The 19,143-nt window shown below is 49.4% G+C and carries 17 protein-coding genes; 6 read left to right on the top strand and 11 right to left on the bottom strand.

Annotated features, from left to right (window positions below; translation table 11 throughout):
• Positions 1–155: 155 nt before the first annotated feature.
• The 5 genes from nirB (at position 156) to HMPREF3091_RS03520 (ending at position 6,442) form a co-directional block, all read left to right on the top strand.
• Positions 156–2,708 carry a nitrite reductase large subunit NirB gene (gene nirB / locus HMPREF3091_RS03540; protein WP_070714282.1) on the top strand — a complete coding sequence of 851 codons (2,553 nt, stop codon included), beginning with the start codon at positions 156–158 and terminating at the stop codon, positions 2,706–2,708.
• On the top strand, positions 2,705–3,037 hold the full coding sequence (nirD, locus tag HMPREF3091_RS03535; protein ID WP_004090960.1) for a nitrite reductase small subunit NirD: 333 nt from the start codon (positions 2,705–2,707) through the stop codon (positions 3,035–3,037). Before nirB ends, nirD begins: the two co-directional genes overlap by 4 nt.
• A 304-nt stretch (positions 3,038–3,341) precedes the next feature.
• Positions 3,342–4,145, top strand: a complete 804-nt coding sequence (nirC, locus tag HMPREF3091_RS03530; RefSeq protein WP_070714281.1) for a nitrite transporter NirC — start codon at positions 3,342–3,344, stop codon at positions 4,143–4,145.
• Positions 4,146–4,216: 71 nt separating this feature from the next.
• The gene (gene cysG / locus HMPREF3091_RS03525) at positions 4,217–5,599 is read left to right on the top strand and encodes a siroheme synthase CysG (protein WP_070714278.1); all 1,383 of its coding nucleotides are present in this window, start codon (positions 4,217–4,219) and stop codon (positions 5,597–5,599) included.
• A 669-nt stretch (positions 5,600–6,268) separates the two neighbouring features.
• Positions 6,269–6,442: a YhfL family protein gene (locus HMPREF3091_RS03520; protein ID WP_004090966.1), complete on the top strand. Its 174-nt coding sequence runs from the start codon at positions 6,269–6,271 to the stop codon at positions 6,440–6,442.
• Positions 6,443–6,720: 278 nt separating this feature from the next.
• Here HMPREF3091_RS03520 and trpS read toward each other — a convergent pair whose 3' ends face one another.
• From trpS to pilM, 11 genes are all read right to left on the bottom strand, one after another.
• Entirely contained in the window at positions 6,721–7,725 is a 1,005-nt protein-coding gene (gene trpS / locus HMPREF3091_RS03515) for a tryptophan--tRNA ligase (RefSeq protein ID WP_070714275.1), read from the bottom strand.
• A gap of 19 nt (positions 7,726–7,744) precedes the next feature.
• Complete coding sequence (locus HMPREF3091_RS03510) at positions 7,745–8,461, bottom strand: phosphoglycolate phosphatase (RefSeq protein WP_004090972.1); 717 nt, start codon at positions 8,459–8,461, stop codon at positions 7,745–7,747.
• Between the two features lies 1 nt (position 8,462).
• Positions 8,463–9,146, bottom strand: coding sequence for a ribulose-phosphate 3-epimerase (gene rpe / locus HMPREF3091_RS03505; RefSeq protein ID WP_035502757.1), 684 nt, complete (start codon positions 9,144–9,146; stop codon positions 8,463–8,465).
• A gap of 39 nt (positions 9,147–9,185) precedes the next feature.
• Positions 9,186–9,998: an adenine-specific DNA-methyltransferase gene (gene dam, locus HMPREF3091_RS03500; RefSeq protein ID WP_070714274.1), complete on the bottom strand. Its 813-nt coding sequence runs from the start codon at positions 9,996–9,998 to the stop codon at positions 9,186–9,188.
• Positions 9,999–10,143: 145 nt separating this feature from the next.
• Entirely contained in the window at positions 10,144–11,241 is a 1,098-nt protein-coding gene (locus HMPREF3091_RS03495) for an SPOR domain-containing protein (RefSeq protein WP_004090978.1), read from the bottom strand.
• A gap of 81 nt (positions 11,242–11,322) precedes the next feature.
• Positions 11,323–12,408, bottom strand: a complete 1,086-nt coding sequence (aroB, locus tag HMPREF3091_RS03490) for a 3-dehydroquinate synthase (RefSeq protein ID WP_004090979.1) — start codon at positions 12,406–12,408, stop codon at positions 11,323–11,325.
• A 41-nt stretch (positions 12,409–12,449) separates the two neighbouring features.
• A complete protein-coding gene (gene aroK / locus HMPREF3091_RS03485) occupies positions 12,450–12,968 on the bottom strand; it encodes a shikimate kinase AroK (RefSeq protein WP_004090980.1) in 519 nt (172 codons plus the stop codon).
• A 322-nt stretch (positions 12,969–13,290) separates the two neighbouring features.
• Positions 13,291–14,610, bottom strand: coding sequence for a DNA uptake porin HofQ (gene hofQ / locus HMPREF3091_RS03480; protein WP_070714272.1), 1,320 nt, complete (start codon positions 14,608–14,610; stop codon positions 13,291–13,293).
• Positions 14,611–14,962: 352 nt separating this feature from the next.
• Positions 14,963–15,478, bottom strand: coding sequence for a hypothetical protein (locus tag HMPREF3091_RS03470; protein ID WP_070714270.1), 516 nt, complete (start codon positions 15,476–15,478; stop codon positions 14,963–14,965).
• Positions 15,465–16,037 (bottom strand): PilN domain-containing protein, encoded by a 573-nt coding sequence (locus tag HMPREF3091_RS03465; RefSeq protein ID WP_070714268.1) that lies wholly within the window; start codon positions 16,035–16,037, stop codon positions 15,465–15,467. Before HMPREF3091_RS03465 ends, HMPREF3091_RS03470 begins: the two co-directional genes overlap by 14 nt.
• Positions 16,025–16,867, bottom strand: a complete 843-nt coding sequence (gene pilM, locus HMPREF3091_RS03460) for a type IV pilus biogenesis protein PilM (RefSeq protein WP_070714265.1) — start codon at positions 16,865–16,867, stop codon at positions 16,025–16,027. Before pilM ends, HMPREF3091_RS03465 begins: the two co-directional genes overlap by 13 nt.
• Positions 16,868–16,987: 120 nt before the next feature.
• Here pilM and mrcA point away from each other — a divergent pair.
• A partial coding sequence (gene mrcA / locus HMPREF3091_RS03455; protein ID WP_246839951.1) for a peptidoglycan glycosyltransferase/peptidoglycan DD-transpeptidase MrcA occupies positions 16,988–19,143 on the top strand: 2,156 nt, incomplete at its 3' end.

Below are 19,143 nucleotides of genomic sequence, written 5' to 3'. Positions count from 1 at the left end.
GAAAAATCCGCAACTTAACAAATTTTCAATAAAATCAGGCAACTACCACCTTAGAGGTATATGAGGGGCAAATTGATTTACATCAATAAACACTCACCGCGGAGGATTATGGTAGGCGTAGACTTCTTTCATTTGCAGCAAATTCTGAGGCAAAAATGAGCAAACTAAGACTCGCCATTATCGGTAACGGGATGGTCGGCCATCGCTTCATCGAAGAACTATTAGAAAAAGCTGAACCGAATCAATTTGAGATTACCGTATTCTGTGAAGAACCCCGCGTCGCCTATGACCGCGTTCATCTCTCTTCCTATTTTTCGCATCACACCGCTGAAGAGCTTTCTCTGGTTCGTGAAGGCTTCTATCAAAAACACAACGTGAATGTGCTGGTTGGCGAGCGCGCCATCACCATCAATCGCAGCGAAAAAATCATCTATTCCAACTCAGGTCGTACTATCCACTACGACAAACTGATTATGGCAACCGGATCTTATCCATGGGTTCCGCCAATCAAGGGAAGTGAAGGCCAAGATTGCTTTGTTTACCGAACCATCGAAGACCTTAACGCTATCGAAGCCTGTGCACGCCGTAGCAAACGCGGTGCCGTGGTCGGCGGTGGACTGTTAGGTCTGGAAGCCGCGGGGGCACTGAAAAACCTCGGCGTTGAAACCCATGTTATTGAATTCGCGCCCGTGCTTATGGCCGAGCAGCTCGACCCAATGGGCGGTCAACAACTGCGTGAGAAAATTGAGCGTATGGGCGTGCGCGTTCATACCAGCAAAAACACGCAAGAGATTGTGCATTCAGGCAGCGAAGCTCGTAAAACCATGCGCTTTGCCGACGGCACTGAGCTGGAAATCGACTTTATCGTCTTCTCCACGGGGATTCGCCCACAAGACAAACTGGCACATCAGTGCGGTTTAGCCACCGCCCGTCGCGGCGGGATCGTGATTAACGATCAGTGCCAAACCTCAGATCCCGACGTCTATGCCATCGGTGAATGTGCCTCTTGGAACGATCGCACTTTCGGCTTGGTTGCTCCGGGCTACAAAATGGCTCAGGTCACCGTTGACCATTTGCTGGGTAAAGAAAATGGATTCCATGGCGCAGATATGAGCGCCAAACTGAAACTGTTGGGCGTAGACGTAGGCGGCATCGGTGATGCCCATGGCCGTACCGAAGGCGCACGCAGCTATGTTTATCTGGATGAAAGCCAAGAAATCTATAAACGCATTATCGTCAGCGCTGATAACAAACGCCTGCTCGGCGCCGTTTTAGTCGGAGATACCAGCGACTACGGTAATCTGCTACAGCTCACGCTGAACGACATCGAGCTGCCAGAGCACCCAGACAGCCTCATTTTGCCGGCTCATGCGGGGAAAGGTAAACCGGCTATTGGCGTAGAGTCTCTGCCTGAAACTGCTCAAATCTGTTCTTGCTTCGACGTCAGCAAAGGCGACATCATCAAAGCGGTGAATGCGGGTTGCCATACCGTCGCCGCGATTAAGTCTGCAACAAAAGCGGGCACCGGCTGCGGTGGCTGTATTCCACTCGTTACTCAGGTTTTGAACGCTGAGTTGGCGAAACAAGGTATCGAAGTTAACAACCATCTGTGTGAACACTTTGCCTATTCACGTCAGGAGCTCTATCACCTGATTCGCGTCGAAGAGATCAAATCTTTCAGCGAACTGCTGGCAAAATACGGTAAAGGCTACGGCTGCGAAGTTTGCAAACCTACCGTCGGTTCTCTGTTAGCCTCTTGCTGGAACGACTACGTTCTACAGCCAGACCTCACTCCACTACAAGATACCAACGATAACTTCCTTGCTAACATTCAGAAAGATGGTACTTACTCGGTCATTCCTCGTTCTGCCGGCGGTGAAATTACGCCAGAAGGACTGATGGCGATCGGCGAAATTGCGCGCGAATATAATCTGTATACCAAAATCACGGGCTCGCAGCGTATCGGTATGTTTGGAGCGCAAAAAGACGATCTACCCGCTATCTGGAGCAAACTGATTGAGGCAGGTTTCGAAACCGGTCACGCCTATGCCAAAGCGCTGCGTATGGCGAAAACCTGCGTCGGTAGTACCTGGTGCCGCTATGGCGTTGGCGACAGCGTTGGCTTTGGCGTGGAATTGGAAAACCGCTACAAAGGCATCCGTACTCCGCACAAAATGAAGTTTGGTGTGTCTGGTTGTACGCGTGAGTGTTCCGAAGCACAGGGCAAAGATGTGGGGATTATCGCCACCGAAAACGGCTGGAACCTCTATGTTTGCGGCAACGGCGGGATGAAACCGCGCCATGGCGATCTGCTGGCCGCCGATCTGGATCGTGAAACCCTGATTAAATATCTCGACCGCTTCATGATGTTCTATATCCGCACCGGCGATAAATTGCAGCGAACCTCCGTTTGGCTGGAAAGCTTGGAAGGCGGTATCGACTACCTGCGCTCCGTCATCATTGACGACAAGCTGGGTATGAACGCCCTGTTAGAACAAGAAATGACCCGCCTACGCGAAAAAGTTATCTGCGAGTGGACTGAAACCGTTAACACGCCAGCCGCTCAGGTTCGTTTCGCACACTTTATCAACAGTGACCAACGCGATCCTAATGTCCAAATCGTTCCAGAGCGCGCTCAGCATCGCCCTGCGCGTCCAGATGAACGTATTCCTGTCACCCTGATTGCAACCGAGGAGGCTAACGCATGAGCCAGTGGATCAATGTCTGTCCGTTAAACGACATCCTGCCAGGCACCGGCGTGTGCGCATTAGTCGGAAGTCATCAGGTCGCCGTGTTTCGCCCGTATCAGGATGAACAAGTATTCGCCATCAGCAATATCGATCCGTTTGCCGGTTCAAGCGTGCTATCTCGCGGACTGATTGCCGAGCATCAAGGTGAGTTATGGGTAGCCAGTCCATTGAAAAAGCAGCATTTCCGCTTGGTAGATGGCTATTGTCTTGAGGATGAAACCCACTCGGTTCCGCACTTTAAGACCCGTTTAGTTGATGGGTTTGTGCAGGTGCAGGCGGTGGGTTAGTGAGCGGGGCGGATATCCGGTCAGTGTAAGGTTTCGTACGCCTAAGGCACCGAAATCTACATATGCGCTAGTGCAAGCGTCCGAGCAAGGCGGCTCAATCGCCATTCTGGCTCCTCCGTTCTTTCGCCGACGTCCTGTCGGCGAATCCTAGCCGGACGCCTCCCTTCGGCTGAAGGACAATGTGCTGGAAGCTGTTATTGACGGGCGGTCGAAACCTTACACAGCAACAAAATATCAAGTCACCCTGATTTCAGTTTTCACCAAAATTTTCACCTTTAATCTTTAGCAACTAATGGAAGCCAGTATGTTTACCGACACCATCAATAAATGCGCTACCAATGCAGCACGCATTGTTCGCCTGAACAAAGATAACCCGTTTGGTTTTTGGATTAGCTCTGCGATGGCGGGGGCTTATGTTGGCCTCGGCATCATTCTGATTTTTACACTGGGAAATATGGTCGAGCCCGCATTGCGTCCGCTGTTAATGGGAGCCACTTTTGGTATCGCCCTGACACTAGTCATTATCGCAGGATCTGAGTTGTTTACCGGCCACACGATGTTCCTGACCCTTGGTGTAAAAGCGGGCACTATTAGCAGAAGCCAATGGTTAGCCATCCTGCCGCAAACATGGTTGGGGAACCTTATCGGTTCAATCTTCGTCGCCGTTTTGTATTACTACGGCGGCGGCAACCTACTACCGGTTGACAGCAGCTTGGTTCACACCGCAGCGTTAGCAAAAACAACAGCTCCCGCAGCCGTACTCTTCTTCAAAGGCGCGCTGTGTAACTGGCTGGTTTGCTTGGCAATCTGGATGGCACTTCGCACCGAAGGCGCAGGAAAATTCCTCGCTATCTGGTGGTGTTTACTGGCATTTATCGCATCAGGCTACGAGCACTCAGTTGCCAACATGACCCTTTTTGCCCTATCTTGGCTCGGTAATCACAGCGAATCCTTTACTCTAAGCGGTATTGGACACAATCTGCTGTGGGTGACACTGGGTAATACGTTATCCGGTGCGGTCTTTATGGGTCTCGGTTACTGGTATGCAACACCGCGCGCGCAGCGCCCGGTGGCGAAAGTTTCGGCACAACAGAATCAGACAGCTTAATGATTTTATGGCGCATCGCTTAGGCGATGCGCTTTTTTGCCGAAGCAAATTTCCGTAGTGAGGATTGTTCGATGGACTATTTACCGATTTTTTGTCAGTTGCAACAAAAGGCCTGTCTGCTGGTTGGCGGCGGCGAAGTCGCTGAACGTAAAGCAAGACTGCTGATGGATGCAGGGGCTGATATCACGGTTAATGCCAAAGAGTTCACGCCACAGTTCGACCTATGGGCAAAAGATGGCAAGCTAAAGCAGGCGCACGGTGAGTTCTCCCCTGCTCTACTCGAAGGCGTATGGCTGGTTATCGCAGCGACTGACGATGAGAGTGTCAACGATCTCGTGTTCCAACAGGCCAGCGATCGCCAGATTTTCTGCAACGTGGTCGATGCACCTAAGCGCGCCAGTTTTATCATGCCCTCTATTATCGACCGTTCACCGCTTATGGTTGCCGTTTCATCCGGTGGTAAATCCCCGGTGCTAGCGCGTTTGCTACGTGAAAAACTGGAAGCAATCCTGCCACAGCATTTAGGCCAGCTCGCTCGTTTAGCGGGTGATTTACGCCAGCAGGTGAAAGATAAATTCTCAACCATCACGCTACGTCGCCGTTTTTGGGAGCGTCTCTTTGCGCATGACCGCTTAGCTCAGTCGCTGGCGAATCAGGATGCAGCGATGGTAGACAAACACCTCACCGATCTCTTTGAACAGCCTCTGGAGCAGCGTGGTGAAGTTGTATTGGTGGGGGCAGGCCCCGGTGACGCAGGGCTACTCACGCTAAAGGGTCTACAGCAAATCCAGCAGGCCGACGTAGTCGTTTATGACCGGCTGGTCTCTGACGACATTATGAATTTAGTTCGACGCGACGCCGAACGCATTTTCGTCGGCAAACGGGCTGGCTACCACTGCGTACCGCAGGATGAAATTAATCAAATCCTGCTACGCAATGCGCGTAACGGCAAACGCGTAGTTCGCTTAAAAGGTGGAGACCCCTTCATTTTTGGTCGCGGTGGCGAGGAGCTAGAAGTATTAGCAGACGACAGTATCGCGTTTTCCGTTGTCCCTGGGATCACGGCAGCATCAGGCTGTTCAGCCTATAGCGGTATTCCACTCACGCACCGAGATTATGCGCAAAGCGTGCGACTGGTGACTGGACATGCCAAGAAAGACACCTCGCTGGACTGGGCTAATTTAGCCGCCGAAAAACAAACATTAGTGTTTTATATGGGCCTCAATCAGGCCGCTGAAATTCAGGCACAGCTCATCAAGCATGGCATGAGCACATCTATGCCAATCGCCTTGGTTGAAAATGGCACCTCGGTGCAGCAAAAAGTCGTTACCGGTGAACTGTCAGCGCTTGGTGAGTTAGCTCAGCAGGTTGAAAGCCCAAGCCTGATCATTGTCGGCACGGTGGTTTCATTACGTGACAGGCTCAACTGGTTTAGCGCGGCGACGAAAAAGTAGCACTAAACGGTTTACTGAAAGCAACCACTGACAAAACACTATCCCTTCAATTCAAGCCTTGAGGCCGACGCCTCAAGGTTTAGCCCGTTTAAAAACTAAAAACGCATATTATTCATAACAGAAGAAAATCAACTACGCCTTTCCATCCCAGAGTATAAATCTAACTCTTACACAGTAACCTTCGAGATCGGGGTTTTAGCGCACCTTGACCTATAGCGTCAAAATTAACTGGGCAAGCGCTATGATGTCATCCCTTCCCAAGATATCTACGATGCAGGATTTCGTAGATATATTATTAAAGAGATCCGTATAAAAGTAAGTTACATTAACGTAATAATCTCATCAAAATAACCTGATTATGAGAAACAAAATTAATACAATGTGAAAAATACACAATAAACCTGAAATCACAGATTATAAATAACAAATAATAACAATGAATAAATTAATATAACTTCATATATAAATGACATGGGAAATGTAATTAAGCAGGACTAAAAAAAGCATTCTTCCGATTTATCCCACCATTTAAATATCATGCTTGTATGCACAACCACGATAATCTATAGTTTCATACCTATATTTGAGCATTCTGTTTTTTTTAATCAAACATTTGTTTCAGATATTAATACTCCACTATTAATTTCAGTTTAAGATCGGGAATGAAAAATGAATAAATTTATTAAACTCTCCATTGTTGCCGCAGTACTGTCCACGCTGACCGCTTGTACTGGACACATTGATAACAAAGCAAAAAACTGTAGCTACGACTATTTATTCCACCCTGCTATTTCAATCTCTAAAATGATTGGTGGCTGTGGCGACGTTGATTCACAGAAGTAATTCTTAACCTATCAGAGTGGCCACATTAGACATTCATCAAATCTATATTTATGGTTTTATTATTAACCATCGGTGGCCAATCACCAATATTGCTCTTATTCCAAGGGCAATACACCCCAATAAAATAGAGAACATTAAGCCCACAGTTCTCGTATTTTCTGAATAACATCCTATTTCTATTATCAAATAACTTGTTTCAGATTATATTCACATCATAATCGCGAAGCATAAAAAAACCCACCAAGAGGCGGGTTCTGATTATTCATGCGCTTTGAAGCTTACGGCTGAGCAACGAATCCTATCGCATCGTAAACTTTTTTCACGGTTTCCTGCGCACGAGCACGCGCTTTCTGTGCACCGTCACGCATCACCTGCTGTAAGAAGGCTTCATCATTACGGAAACGGTTATAGCGTTCCTGCAATTCAGTTAGCATGCCAGAAACGGCATCAGCAACCGCACCTTTCAGATGACCATACATTTTCCCTTCGAACTCTTGCTCGAGTTCTGGAATGCTTTTGCCGGTCACACCAGATAAAATATCTAGCAGGTTCGACACGCCAGCCTTATTCACCACGTCATAGCGAACAACTGCAGGTTCGTCAGAATCTGTCACCGCGCGTTTAATCTTCTTGATGACTGATTTTGGGTCTTCCAGCAAACCGATCACGTTGTTACGGTTATCGTCAGATTTAGACATCTTTTTGGTTGGTTCCAGCAAGGACATCACACGAGCGCCAGACTTAGGAATAAACGGCTCTGGAACCTTAAAGATATCGCCATACAATGCGTTAAATCGGGCTGCAACATCACGGCTCAATTCTAAATGCTGTTTCTGATCTTCCCCAACCGGTACCTGAGTCGTCTGATACAGCAAGATATCAGCCGCCATCAGTACAGGGTAATCAAAGAGACCTGCGTTGATATTTTCAGCATAGCGCGCAGATTTGTCTTTAAACTGCGTCATACGGCTCAGCTCACCAAAATAGGTGTAGCAGTTAAGCACCCAGCCAAGCTGAGCATGTTCAGGAACATGAGACTGTACGAAGATAGTGCTTTTATCTGGATCAATACCACAGGCCAGATAGAGCGCTAGCGTATCTAACGTTGCTTTACGCAGTTGCTGTGCATCCTGACGCACGGTAATCGCATGCTGGTCAACGATGCAATAAATGCAGTCATACTCATCTTGCATCTGCACCCATTGGCGCAAAGCTCCCATGTAGTTACCAATGGTCAGTTCACCAGATGGCTGTGCGCCACTGAAAACGATGGGCTTACTCATGTCTCGGTTCCTATACGTCTTAGCTTAAAGGGGGTAGCCCGATCAGGGGCAACAACTCAGAAAATTGGTTCAGCACACAGCTTGGCTCGCTACGCTCGATCGGTTCGCCGTAGTTATACCCATAAGTCATCCCAACTGAAGGGCATCCGGCCGCATGTGCAGCCTGAATATCATTACGAGAATCACCCACGAATAGCAACTCACTCGCCAATACACCCGTTTGGGCTAAAACCAAATACAACGGCGCAGGGTGTGGTTTTTTCCTCACCACATCATCGCCGCCGACAATGTGGCTAAAATAGCCATCGATGCCGAGAGAGGCCAATAACGGGCGAACAAAAGGGGTGGGTTTATTCGTGATAACCGCAAGCGGATAGCCTTTATGGGATAAAGCGGCAAGCGTTTCTTTGACCTGAGGATATAGCTGACTGCCGGTTTCAACCGTGCTGGCATAGTAGAAATCAAACGCGGCTCGAGCTCGTTGACACAGCGCATCCGTTGGCTCTTTATCGGCCCAGACTAGCGCTCGATTAACCAACATATCGGCACCGTTGCCGATCCAATTTTTAACGCGGGCCAAGCCTGGGACAGGTAAACCCAGCTCTTTCATCGCCTTATCCATGGCCGCCGATAGACCAGAGGCGCTATCGACAAGCGTACCATCCAGATCGAAGGCTACCGCCTGTATCTTCTCGAACAGGCGAGGAGAAAAACCAGCCGACGCTGAGCTATTCATGTTATTCACTCTGAGCGGTGGCTTTAGCGATTTCGCCGCGCATCTGAGTGATAATTTGTTCATAGTCTGGGTGACCGAAAATAGCAGAACCCGCGACAAACATATCTGCGCCTGCTGCGGCAATGGCACCGATATTATCGGCTTTCACACCACCATCGACTTCTAAGCGAATATCACGGCCGCTAGCATCAATCAGCTTACGTACCTGACGTAGCTTATCCAGCGTTGCAGGAATGAATGATTGACCACCAAAGCCAGGGTTGACCGACATCAACAAGATCACGTCAACTTTATCCATCACGTATTCAAGATAACTGAGTGATGTCGCCGGGTTGAATACCAGCCCCGCTTTACAACCTAAAGATTTAATCAGCTGTAATGAGCGGTCGACGTGCTCAGAGGCTTCTGGATGAAAAGAGATAATGCTAGCACCGGCTTCGGCAAAATCAGGAATGATTCGGTCAACCGGCTTTACCATCAGATGGACATCTATCGGCGCGGTGATTCCATAATCGCGCAGTGCCTTGCACACCATCGGGCCAATGGTTAAATTCGGGACATAATGGTTATCCATTACGTCAAAATGAACAACGTCTGCGCCTGACGCCAGTACTTTCGCAGTATCCTCGCCTAATCTGGCAAAGTCTGCTGACAAAATCGACGGGGCAATTAAATACTGTTTCATCCGTTTCTCCATGTGCTCGGTTCAGACACTGTGCAAATTTCAGGAATACAGCGCCAACAATTCGTCTACTTTGTTGCGTCCGCCTACCTTGCTGCTGATTGTGCGGCGCGCACTCACTACAAACAGATCCGCCTGTGCATACCACTGACGCGTCAGTTCGGTGTCATGATTCGAAATCAGAACTGGAATCTTCTGCCGCGACGACAAATGCGAAGCCACTTCGGCCAGCTTCATCTGATCTGTCATGCTAAAACTGTTGGTATGGTAAGCCGTAAAATTCGCGGTTGCCGACAACGGCGCATAGGGAGGATCGCAATATACAACGGTTCCTTCCACGGCCTGCCCCATTGACTGCGTATAGTGCTCACAGACAAAGGTCGCTTTCTGGGCTTTCTGTGCAAACCAGTACAGTTCTGCTTCAGGGAAATAAGGTTTCTTGTAACGGCCAAATGGCACGTTAAATTCACCGCGTGAGTTATAGCGGCACAAACCGTTATAACAGTGGCGGTTCAGATACAAGAACAGTACCGCTCTCCGGTACGGGTCAACGCTCTGATTAAACTCAGCGCGTAACGCATAAAACATCTCAGACTGATTAAATTCGCCACTGAACATCACCTTGGCGTCGCGAACAAAATTATCAGGCTGGGTCTTTACGATGTTATACAGATTGATCAGGTCAGCATTAATATCAGCTAACAAGTATTCTTCATAATCCGTATTCAAAAATACGGAGCCGGCCCCAACAAAGGGCTCGATCAACCGCTTTCCTGCAGGCAAATATCGACGGATCTCGTCTACCAGTGGATACTTTCCACCAGCCCATTTTAAAAAAGCGCGGTTTTTCTTCATGCCGTCAGTAAGCTACTTTTACAATTCAAATCGGCGGATCAAACACTGTTCGAGACAGCACTTCAGCGCGCATTTTATACCCTGCAACTTGAGAACAGCGGCATCAAACGATACCGCTGCCCATTGAAGCAAAGTATTCCACTGTTTATTTTTTGAGATCTTTTTGTACTTGAGCCATCGGACGTACCCAAGGATTCTTCGCTTGAACCTCAGCAGGCAATGTAGATACCGCCCGTTTTGCTTCAGCAGGACTTGAGTAGCTACCACTCACCAGTACATACCATGGCTTACCGTTACGCGTCGTTTCATAAACCCAGTAATGCGACAAATTCTGTTTTCTCGCAAAGGCATTTAACGACTCAGAACGTGATGCACTGCTTAGCTGTAATGTGTAATGGCTAGCTGGAGCACCTTTCAGAGACGTATTGGCACCACTTACCGCAGAGCTTACCGCACCGCTATTTGTCACCGGTTTTGTCGGAACCTTCGCAGTATTTGCATTTGGTTTCGCCGCGCTGGCAACATTTGTTGGTGTTTTACCGACCGTTGTTTTACCTGAATGAGGCTTAGACGTCGCTACAGGTTTAGTCTGCACTGGTCGAATATTCTGTACGGCACCCGTGGTGGTTGATGACGGTTTAGCGACCACTGCGCCAGAACCCAATGTCGCAGGAGCCGTTGGCAATGTTGAAGCATTAACCCCACCGTCAACGCCCTGGACAGCAGAATCTACCTGACCTTGCTGCTGAGTCAACGCATCAGACATATTGTTACCAGCAAGATCAATACGTTGCTGACCTTGCTCGCCCTGAACGGGAGCAGCCTGAGTTGGCGTTCCAGAAATAGGTGGAACAGAAACATCCTGCGGTTGTGACGCAGTCGCGCTACCGCTATCAGCAGAGTGGTCAATCATGCCTGAGTTGTTCACACCACTGCCATCATGCTCATCGGTGGTATTGCTGGCCGTGTTGTTGGATAGGGAAGATGACCCCGAAAGGCTAATATCTCTGGTTCCACCATTGCTAGGCTGCTGGGCTGTTTCACTTTTCGTCGGTGATTTCAGCGCAGAACCGATACCAATGATTAACACCAACAGCACCAGAATACCGATCCCCATCATCATGTGCTGACGAGAAACCGCTAATTTTGGGGCCGCAGGGCGAGCCTTGCGTGTACGAGTTGGACGACGATCGCTAGCATCAGGCTTCAGATCTTCATCAGGTTTGAACTCTTCTTCTTCCATATCCACCCTCCAGTCAGAGGCAAAACCGGTGGGGCGCTTTTATTCTCACCGGTCAACTCAATATTTAATGATTCGACAACATCAATCGCGGCAATCCGCAATTGCAGCTAGGACAATCTCATGAGCCACGCCTGCACGCACTTCTGACTGACCAATCGCGATTGGCAGCACCAGACGCAGTTCACCAGCCAGAACCTTCTTATCACGCATCATATGTGGTAGGTAGGATTCTGGAGTCATACTTTTTGGCCCGGAAACTGGCAGACCCGCCCGCGCAATCAACGTTCTGACGCGAGCAACATCAGCCTCACTAAACTGGCCAAGACGACGAGCTGTATGCGCAGCCATCATCATACCAGCCGCAACGGCCTCACCATGCAACCAATTACCATAGCCCATTTCTGCTTCAATCGCATGACCATAGGTGTGACCTAAGTTCAGCAATGCGCGTACGCCCTGCTCTGTTTCATCCGCAGCAACCACTTCCGCTTTAAGCTCGCAACAACGACGAATGCAGTATGCCATTGCAGCTGGTTCAAGGTTTAACAAAGCATCCAGATGTTCTTCTAACCAAACGAAGAATTCACCATCCAGAATAATGCCGTATTTAATGACCTCGGCTAAACCAGAAGCAAGTTCGCGCGCTGGCAGCGTTTTTAAACAGTCAATATCCACAACAACAGATGCGGGTTGGTAAAAAGCCCCGATCATATTCTTTCCAAGTGGATGATTGACCGCTGTTTTTCCGCCAACAGAAGAGTCAACCTGAGACAGTAATGTCGTTGGCACCTGAATAAAACGGACTCCGCGCTGATAGCACGCGGCCGCAAAACCGGTTAAATCGCCAATAACACCACCACCCAGAGCGATGAGCGTAGTATCACGCCCGTGGGGCTTTTGCAGTAATGCAGTAAAAACCTGTTCCATCACAGACAACGTTTTGTATTGTTCGCCGTCCGGCAAGATCACCTGATCCACCCGAACACCGGTCTGCTCAAGAGCATGTCTAACACGATCAAGATAGATTGGCGCCAACGTTTCGTTAGTCACTAACATCGCCTGATCGCCCGCCTTTAGAGGCAGGAATGAAGCAGGCTCCTCAAACAAACCAGAGGCTATCGTTATCGGGTAGCTACGCTCCCCAAGAGTGACGGTAATCCTTTCCATGGTGTGCTCAGAACCTTTTTCAGATTAAGAATTCAATATAATCAGTTACTTTCCAGCATATGGATAATCTGGTTTGCAACAACTTTAGCACTTTGATCATCCGTACGGATGGTCACGTCAGCAATTTCTTCGTACAGCGGATTGCGTTCTTTTGCCAAGTCTTCCAGCACTTCACGCGGTGTATCTACCTGCAACAGCGGACGTTTTTTATCACGCTGCGTACGAGCAAGCTGCTTCTCGATGGTGGTTTCAAGATAAACAACCACGCCGCGAGCTGACAAGCGGTTACGGGTTTCGCGAGATTTCACGGAACCACCACCCGTTGCCAAGACAATGCCTTGTTTCTCAGTCAGTTCATTGATGACTTTTTCTTCACGATCGCGGAATCCTTCTTCGCCTTCCACGTCGAATACCCAGCTAACATCAGCTCCGGTGCGTCGCTCAATTTCTTGATCGGAATCGAAGAACTCCATATTCAGTTGCTGAGCTAACTGACGACCAATAGTACTTTTGCCGGCACCCATAGGCCCAACCAGAAAGATATTGCGTTTCTCTGCCATGTTTTTCGGTACTACTAAGACAATTCGTTAATGATAACCCGCCCCGCCAATCAAATTAGCGACGGGACCTAAACTGAAACCTCATGAGCGATAGTGTGAGATCAGACGAAAAATTATCTCAACACTCTAGGTAGTTTGGCAACCGAATAAATCACAGCGCACGCCAAAGGTTAAATCACGGCGATAACGCTTTGGCCGGGGTACGGAAAAGCTCGGTGCTTAATTCGCTACCCTTGTAAGCTAAATCAAGCGCAGCGTCAAACGCGGAAACCATTCATGTGATAAAAAATTTTACCATTTGGGTAAAAAAAGTATCGAATGGTTATTTCCTGAGTAATGATGAGGGCGTTTCGGCTTTTACCAGCTTCGGAGTGATAAAAATCACCAGCTCACGGCGTTTAGCCTCATCTGTTGAGTCACGGAAAAGTGCCCCAAACAGGGGGATATCGCCCAACTTAGGCACTTGCGTTTTCCCATGCGTCGTCTGTCGTTGAAAGATTCCGCCTAAAATCACAGTATCCCCATCAGACAAAGTGACCTGCGTTTTTATTTCTTGTTTGTCGATAGCTAATGCCTCGCCATCGCCCTGCTTGATACTCCTACCAGGCATATTTTGCGTAATCTGCAGCGTTAGCGTGATTTTTCCATTGCGCATTACGCGAGGCGTGACCTCCATGCCTAACACCGCCTCCTTAAACTCTATCGAGGTAGAGCCACTGGCTCCGCTGGAAACCTCATAAGGAATTTCTGTCCCCTGCTTAATGCTGGCAGTTTGCAAATTCGTCGCCATCAAATGCGGGCTTGCAATAATCTCGACGTTGTCTTCCTGCTCAAGTGCCGAAAGTTCCAGCTCCAATAAACGGCCACCAATGCGAGCGATCTGAAATCCAGCATTAAATGAACGCCCTTCGGCTGGCAGCCCCATGTTGAATTGGTTCAGCCGAAAATTACTCGAGTTTGAACTTGAATCTGAAGATGTTGCTTCATCGGAGTCAGCGGTCCCCCAGCGCACACCAAGTTCATTCAGGCTTTCACGATTAATAGTCACAATGTGCGCAGTGAGTTGCACCTGAGACACCGGTTGATCAAGCTCATCTATCCATGCCTGAACCGCTCTGGTATTTTCGGGAAGGTCTCGCACCAGAATCGTATTCGTTCTGGGATCCGCACTGACCGTCCCCTGAGCGCTTAATAACCCACCCTTTTGCTGAGTCAGATTTTTTACCACGGCATCAACATCCGCCTGCTGTAGCGCGATAGTCAGAGAAATGGGCCGCTGCGCATTTTCCTGTAGCTGCTTGTTGTGAACCCGCTCCTGCCGCTTATCAACCACAGCCATTGTCTGCACAAAAAGAATATTGCCTGTCTGCTCTATTGAGAGTTCATGCAAACGTGCGATCGCCTGTATTGCCCGCTTCCAAGGCACATCGACCAGTTTCAACGAGGTATTGCCTTTCACATCCTCGCTAACAATCAGATTAAGGTGCTGATTGTCTGCCAGAGCCTGTAATACGTTCACCAATGGAGCATCAGAGAAAGCGAGTGTAATCGGCGTATCATCTCGTATTTTTGTAGCCCATGAGGTAAAAGCCAACGCCCACAGTAGGCAGCCATAACAGCATCCATATTTTAATCTCTTCATTCCTTTGCTCCATCTCCAATACTCTCAGCAGCACAGCCAAACGGATAAACAGTCGGCCGCCTGATGGCTGAATATTCGGCATGACCTTCACCTTTTACGTCTTCGTCTTTCACTCGCGGGGAAAATTTAGGCACAGACATCACGCTCTCGCCATTTGGCAAAAGTAACCACACCGTCCAACAGCGACCATTCCCAATAACTCCAAGGACTCTGGCTGCATCTGACTCTGTTTTTATTGACTCAGGTATCCAAGAGTGAAATGGATCTCGCTCTGCCTGGGTGATTGATATCGGCGCCATTTCCAATATCAGCAACAACAAAAACCACCCGCGACGAATTGCTTGGCCCAAATTCACTGTGGCTCACCGACCAGTAGCTGGCCTGAAATCATTTCCGGCTCAGAGCGGAGTTCTATCTGCATAATCGGTCTAGCACACTGTGCCAATCTATCGACTAACTGCATCAGTTGAGCGAAGTTAAACATGGCATTCATTTGCCATCGTCCACTATTCGCTTCCTGCGTATTTTTGTCCTTCTGCCAGTTAATCTGCTGGGCAAAACGCTCACCGACCGGCAAATCGGTGCACTGAGTGGCTAATGGCTTAAACAGCAACGTACCAACAGAAAGTTTGAGTAGCTGCACTCTTTGGCTCAAAACATCCTTGGCCACGCGTTCTTGAAGCATCTCTGCCCCGTTCTTGGCTGTCCAAGTCGGAGACTCCACCCACTGAGCTAGAGCCGTTAAACCAAGCTTCCCGCCAATAAGACAAATCAGACTCGCGGCAAGCAAAACAAAATAAAAACGCCGGAGTGATAGCATGCACAGCCAACAGATAAGCGGCTCTAGAGCACCACTATTGATCCTCATGTGAACGTCCCTGTGTTTTTCCGCTTTGCCAACCAACGTTCTTCCCTTGCAACAAAAAGCTCTGCTGACCTTGCCCTGCGTCGGCCATTTTCAGCAGATGTAAATCTGCAATGCTGCCAGCTCCGCTGAAGCGCCCAATAAAAACGGCGATCGCCTCGGGGGTTAACGCCGTTCCTTCAAGTTCAAGCTGACCCGATTGCAACGACAGACGTGTAAACCATATTTGCGCGGGCACATAGCGCTGTATATCCAACAGCAGAGAAGAGAGTTGTAACCCTGACTCACGCCCCTTCTCGTATCGTTGATACTGGCTAAGTTGCGTCTTTGCCTGAGAATTCCACATGAGTAACTGAGTTTTCTGCTGTTGCAGTCGTTGAGTGTGTTGCTGATAAATCGCAGTATCCATTCGCCAATGGCGCATGTGTAAATAAGCGCTATAGCTGACGTAGCAGGCCACTAGCGCGAATAAAATCGCAGTCGCTATCGCGCACTGCACGCACTTGCGTAGCCGATTAATACGTAACGCCGCATGCCACGGACATAAATTTATCTGCTCCATGATGTTCTCTCTGCGCATAGCGCCAAACCGATAGCCAAAGCAAACATTTCCGGCTGTGCCGGTAACGGAGGCTGTAGATAGGTCAATGCGCTAAAAGGAGACCAGACGCTAGATGGCACCGCGCCACAGCACAGCAGCGAACTGGTCAGGACATCACGCTGAGCAGCATGTGAAGTGACGCGCTCCACCACACTGGAATGCGCTTCTCCGACCTCACGCGGGATGTAGCCGAAGGCGAGCGACTGAGAGAAGGGCGCGGCCCAAGTCAGCACAGACTCCCCCACATGCAGCAACAGCGCCGTGGGGGATTGTCCACTGAGTGCCGCAGAACGGCGCATCGCGCAGGGAGTAATATCGGCAATACTGGGCGCTAAGCCGGCATTTGCTAGCGGAGTCATCCAATCCTGCATATCTTGCTGGCGAACTGCGGTCATCAACCAATCTTTAGGGGAGGAAGGCAGGCGGCTGTAATCACATACAAACTCGGATCGTGGCAATAACAAACTCTTCTCAGCAGCCAAATCAAGTAAGTTTTGTTGCAGACTGGCAGGGACACCAGTATCCGACACCGAAATGCTTTGTTGCATAATAATTTCGGGGGAGAGTCCGATACGAACTGAAGTATTCGATGGAAGCTGACTTCGCAGCTTGGATAGCAGATGATTCAGCCCATCAGACTGGCGTAATCGCCCGCTTTCAACCACATTTATGGGTGATGAAAACTGCCACCAACGTCTGAGCTGCCAGCCTTTACGCTGAAAAGTGACCGCCACGGCACAAAGTGTGCGAGGCTGAATGTCTATCCCTAACTGCCAAGTCCGTGCGAACATATGTAACGATCTCCGAATCGTCAATGAAAGAAAAGAACGTATCCTCCGTGCAGGCTTGCCTTTATACTACTGCGCGTTTGTTTATAAACTGCCCAATTGACAAGTGATGGGAAATTCTAGGTGAAGTTCGTAAAGTATTTAATCATTCTTGCAGTCTGTTGCATTTTGCTGGGAGCAGCCGCTGTATTTGGCCTGTACAAATACGTTGAGCCACAGCTACCAGATGTCGCGACGCTAAAAGACGTCCGACTGCAAACTCCAATGCAAGTTTATAGCGCCGATGGATACCTCATCGCGCAATACGGCGAAAAACGCCGTGTTCCTCTGCCGCTTAAGCAAGTTCCGCCGCAGATGGTCAATGCCTTTATTGCGACTGAGGACAGCCGCTTCTTCGAACACCATGGTGTAGACCCGGTGGGGATTTTCCGCGCCGCTTCCGTGGCGTTATTCACCGGTCATGCCTCGCAGGGCGCGAGTACCATTACCCAACAGTTGGCTAGAAACTTCTTCCTAAGTCCAGAACGTACTTTGATGCGTAAAATCAAAGAGGCTTTCCTCGCGATCCGCATCGAACAACTGCTGACCAAAGATGAAATTCTAGATTTATACCTCAATAAAATTTATTTGGGTTACCGCGCCTATGGCGTTGGTGCCGCTGCGCAGGTCTATTTTGGCAAAACTGTCGATCAGCTCACGCTGAGTGAAATTGCCATGATTGCCGGCTTACCAAAAGCGCCCTCAACGTTTAACCCGCTGTACTCTCATGACCGCGCGTTGGCTCGTCGTAACGTCGTTCTGAGCCGCATGTTGGATGAAAAATACATCACCCGTGCGGAATATGACCAAGCGCGTAACGAGCCGTTAGAAGCCCGTTACCACGGACCTGAAATCGACTTCTCTGCACCTTATCTTTCTGAGATGGTGCGCCAAGAGATGGTGAAACAGTACGGTGAAAATGCGTATACCGATGGCTACAAGGTTTACACCACGGTAACCAAGCGCTTGCAATTAGCCGCACAGAGCGCGCTGCGTAACAACGTTATCGCTTACGACATGCGCCACGGCTACCGTGGGCCATCAAACGTGCTATGGAAGGTGGGACAGCCTACGTGGTCTCGCGAACAAATTATTAATTCGCTGAAAACGTTGCCAACTTATGGACCACTGTTGCCAGCCGTCGTCACTGAATCTAACGCGGACGAAGCTACGGTTATGTTGGCAAATGGCACCAACGTGACACTGCCAATGGCAACAGTCCGTTGGGCTCGTCCGTTTAAGACCGACCGCGTTCAGGGCCCGACACCACGACGTGTTAACGATGTGATTCAAGCAGGCCAGCAAATTTGGGTTCGCCAAGATGAAGATCAGAAATGGTGGCTAGCGCAGGTTCCTGATGTTAACTCCGCGCTGGTTTCTCTGAATCCACAAGATGGTGCGGTCAAAGCGCTAGTGGGTGGTTTTGACTTTAACCAGAGTAAATTTAACCGCGTTACTCAGGCTCTGCGTCAGGCTGGCTCGAACATTAAACCGTTCCTGTATACCGCTGCGATGGACAAAGGTTTAACACTAGCAAGTATCCTGAACGACCTGCCAATTTCGCGTTGGGATGCCGGTGCTGGCACCGATTGGCGCCCTAAAAACTCACCACCGACCTATGCCGGTCCAATTCGCCTACGTCAGGGATTGGGTGAGTCTAAAAACGTGGTGATGGTACGTGCCATGCGTGCAATGGGTGTGGATTATGCCGCTGAGTATCTGCAACGTTTCGGATTCCCTGCACAAAACATCGCGCATACCGAATCACTGGCATTAGGCTCGGCGTCGTTCACGCCAATGCAGTTAGTTCGCGGCTACGCCGCATTTGCCAACGGCGGCTATCTGATTGACCCTTATTTCATCACCAAGATCCTCGACGGTGAAGATAAGGTCATTTTTGAGGCAAAACCTAAAGTCGTTTGTGAAAGCTGCAACTTGCCGGTTATTTACGGGCAGACACCAAAATCCGTTGCCCTGACGGATGACAACGTAGAAAACGTGGCCGTCTCTCAAGATGGCAACGCAAACTCTGCCGTACCAATGCCGCAGTTGGAGCAGGTAACCGCAGCACAAGCTAGCCAAGACTCAGATCAGCAGTATGCACCGCACATCATCAGCACGCCTCTGGCGTTCCTAATGCACGATGCGCTCAACAGCAACATCTGGGGTGAGCCCGGTGGTGGCTGGATGGGGACTGGCTGGCGTGCTGGCCGTGATCTAAAACGTCACGATATCGGCGG

The sequence above is a fragment of the Hafnia sp. HMSC23F03 genome (assembly GCF_001816025.1).
Classification (GTDB): domain Bacteria; phylum Pseudomonadota; class Gammaproteobacteria; order Enterobacterales; family Enterobacteriaceae; genus Hafnia; species Hafnia paralvei.
This window is presented reverse-complemented; position numbering and strand designations above follow the sequence as displayed.

Excerpts from the sequence above, each read along its gene's own strand:
- nirB (WP_070714282.1), top strand. The coding sequence starts at position 156 with ATGAGCAAACTAAGACTCGCCATTATCGGTAACGGGATGGTCGGCCAT.
- nirD (WP_004090960.1), top strand. The coding sequence starts at position 2,705 with ATGAGCCAGTGGATCAATGTCTGTCCGTTAAACGACATCCTGCCAGGC.
- nirC (WP_070714281.1), top strand. The coding sequence starts at position 3,342 with ATGTTTACCGACACCATCAATAAATGCGCTACCAATGCAGCACGCATT.
- cysG (WP_070714278.1), top strand. The coding sequence starts at position 4,217 with ATGGACTATTTACCGATTTTTTGTCAGTTGCAACAAAAGGCCTGTCTG.
- HMPREF3091_RS03520 (WP_004090966.1), top strand. The coding sequence starts at position 6,269 with ATGAATAAATTTATTAAACTCTCCATTGTTGCCGCAGTACTGTCCACG.
- trpS (WP_070714275.1), bottom strand. The coding sequence starts at position 7,725 with ATGAGTAAGCCCATCGTTTTCAGTGGCGCACAGCCATCTGGTGAACTG.
- HMPREF3091_RS03510 (WP_004090972.1), bottom strand. The coding sequence starts at position 8,461 with ATGAATAGCTCAGCGTCGGCTGGTTTTTCTCCTCGCCTGTTCGAGAAG.
- rpe (WP_035502757.1), bottom strand. The coding sequence starts at position 9,146 with ATGAAACAGTATTTAATTGCCCCGTCGATTTTGTCAGCAGACTTTGCC.
- dam (WP_070714274.1), bottom strand. The coding sequence starts at position 9,998 with ATGAAGAAAAACCGCGCTTTTTTAAAATGGGCTGGTGGAAAGTATCCA.
- HMPREF3091_RS03495 (WP_004090978.1), bottom strand. The coding sequence starts at position 11,241 with ATGGAAGAAGAAGAGTTCAAACCTGATGAAGATCTGAAGCCTGATGCT.
- aroB (WP_004090979.1), bottom strand. The coding sequence starts at position 12,408 with ATGGAAAGGATTACCGTCACTCTTGGGGAGCGTAGCTACCCGATAACG.
- aroK (WP_004090980.1), bottom strand. The coding sequence starts at position 12,968 with ATGGCAGAGAAACGCAATATCTTTCTGGTTGGGCCTATGGGTGCCGGC.
- hofQ (WP_070714272.1), bottom strand. The coding sequence starts at position 14,610 with ATGAAGAGATTAAAATATGGATGCTGTTATGGCTGCCTACTGTGGGCG.
- HMPREF3091_RS03470 (WP_070714270.1), bottom strand. The coding sequence starts at position 15,478 with ATGAGGATCAATAGTGGTGCTCTAGAGCCGCTTATCTGTTGGCTGTGC.
- HMPREF3091_RS03465 (WP_070714268.1), bottom strand. The coding sequence starts at position 16,037 with ATGGAGCAGATAAATTTATGTCCGTGGCATGCGGCGTTACGTATTAAT.
- pilM (WP_070714265.1), bottom strand. The coding sequence starts at position 16,867 with ATGTTCGCACGGACTTGGCAGTTAGGGATAGACATTCAGCCTCGCACA.